We start from the raw sequence: 1,471 nt of genomic DNA, 5'->3' as shown, positions 1-1,471 counted from the left end.
TGTGCGATCCCCCCTAGCCCCCCTTGATAAGGGGGGAAGCCGAAGGCGGGGGGATCACATCGCCGTGTACCAGTTGAGGAAGTGCATGATTTTGGGTAAATCTTCAGGTTGGGCAGGTTCAATGAGATAATGGACATGATTAGACATGATACAGAGAGCATAAAGCCTAAACTGGTGTTTGTCTAAAGCCTTCTTGATGGCATAAAGAAATACCTCCCGGCATTCCCGCTTGGATAATTTGAATTCTCGGTTATTGCAGCGTGTGGTGACGTGGTAGGAATAACCAGCTTGTAAATTTCGAGGTTTTCTTGGCATATTCTTAAGCGAAATTTGAAATTTATGATAGTTGCTGACATTCAAAAAAGCTCCCTCAAAGAGCAAAGGCTACAATTTATTCGTAACCATCAACAAGCTTTCGATGTTGAGCCGATTTATCCTTTGCGGCTGTTTGAAGATTTCGTGATGGGGGTTGAGGGCGATTGTACTATTGAAGCCTCTTGTAAGATAGAATTGGATAAACTGATTGCCTCAAGGTTTTTGCTCTTTTTTAAAGATAAAGCTCAAGAGTGGCAAAAATATCTAGCTCAATCTCTAGCTTTTTTTCAGCAAGTGGAGAACCGTGTGGGTGTTCAATTAGATTATTCTTTATTACAGGGATTTTTAGGAGATAATTTTGACTTTAGCAAGCTAGAAGTCCTAACTGCTGGTATTGACTTAAGAACCAATCTTGCCGATTCTAGTCTAAAAATGCACATCAGAATTGGGGATTATCCCGAAAAACTAGCAACCGCTTTTGTTTTAAGTGACGGTGTTGCTGATAGTAATTATCTCTGTGGGTTTGTTCACCTAATTGGGTTTGATTTTTATTTCAATGGTAAGAGTGCAATCGAAATTTATGCCGAGATTAGAGAAGATGATTTTTTCAAACCAGAAACCATCAATCAAGTGTGGCAACATTTTCCTAAATCAGCCTTAAAACCTCTCCAAGCATCAGATCTATTTTTTACAGGTTTATCAAAAGCAAATAATAACCCAGTGCTTTACTACTCTCTCAAAAATCGTCAGAATTTAATCAATTACTTTAAGCTTAATGATACCGCCCAAAGAGTTCACAGCTTTTGTCAACATCAAGATATTTTACCGAATATGTGGGTAGGCACAGCCCAACAAGAATTAGAAAAAACGAGAATCGAAAACGTTAGGCTTTACTATTATAAGTATTTTGGAATGGAGTAAATTTTATGTTAACCACGAAACTTCTCTGATGTCAAGACAGTCAAAACGATAAAACAGCTAATGGAGACCATCAATGATGCAAAGAATTCACGACTTAAAACAACTCTATGAGATTGATGACTCTCAATGGCTAGGAGAAACCGTTAGCCTACTCAGAAATCATCAATTTTCACAACTAGACTTAGAACATTTAATCGAGGAATTAGAGGATTTGGGCAAAGAAAAGAAAAATGCG

At 38.2% G+C, this 1,471-nt stretch carries 3 protein-coding genes; 2 read left to right on the top strand and 1 reads right to left on the bottom strand.

Annotated features, from left to right (window positions below; translation table 11 throughout):
* Positions 1–54: 54 nt before the first annotated feature.
* Positions 55–315 (bottom strand): transposase, encoded by a 261-nt coding sequence (locus O9290_RS02630; protein WP_080603660.1) that lies wholly within the window; start codon positions 313–315, stop codon positions 55–57.
* Positions 316–339: 24 nt separating this feature from the next.
* Between O9290_RS02630 and O9290_RS02625 the strand changes: the two genes are divergently transcribed.
* Entirely contained in the window at positions 340–1,236 is an 897-nt protein-coding gene (locus O9290_RS02625; RefSeq protein ID WP_288086657.1) for a DUF5838 family protein, read from the top strand.
* 76 nt (positions 1,237–1,312) lie between these two features.
* A partial coding sequence (locus tag O9290_RS02620) for a DUF29 family protein (RefSeq protein ID WP_288086659.1) occupies positions 1,313–1,471 on the top strand: 159 nt, incomplete at its 3' end.

Origin of the sequence: Microcystis sp. LE19-41.2A, assembly GCF_027530405.1 — a bacterium.
GTDB classification, from domain to species: domain Bacteria; phylum Cyanobacteriota; class Cyanobacteriia; order Cyanobacteriales; family Microcystaceae; genus Microcystis; species Microcystis aeruginosa.
Note: the sequence above shows the minus strand (reverse complement) of the source record. Positions and strands in the feature narration are given on the sequence as shown.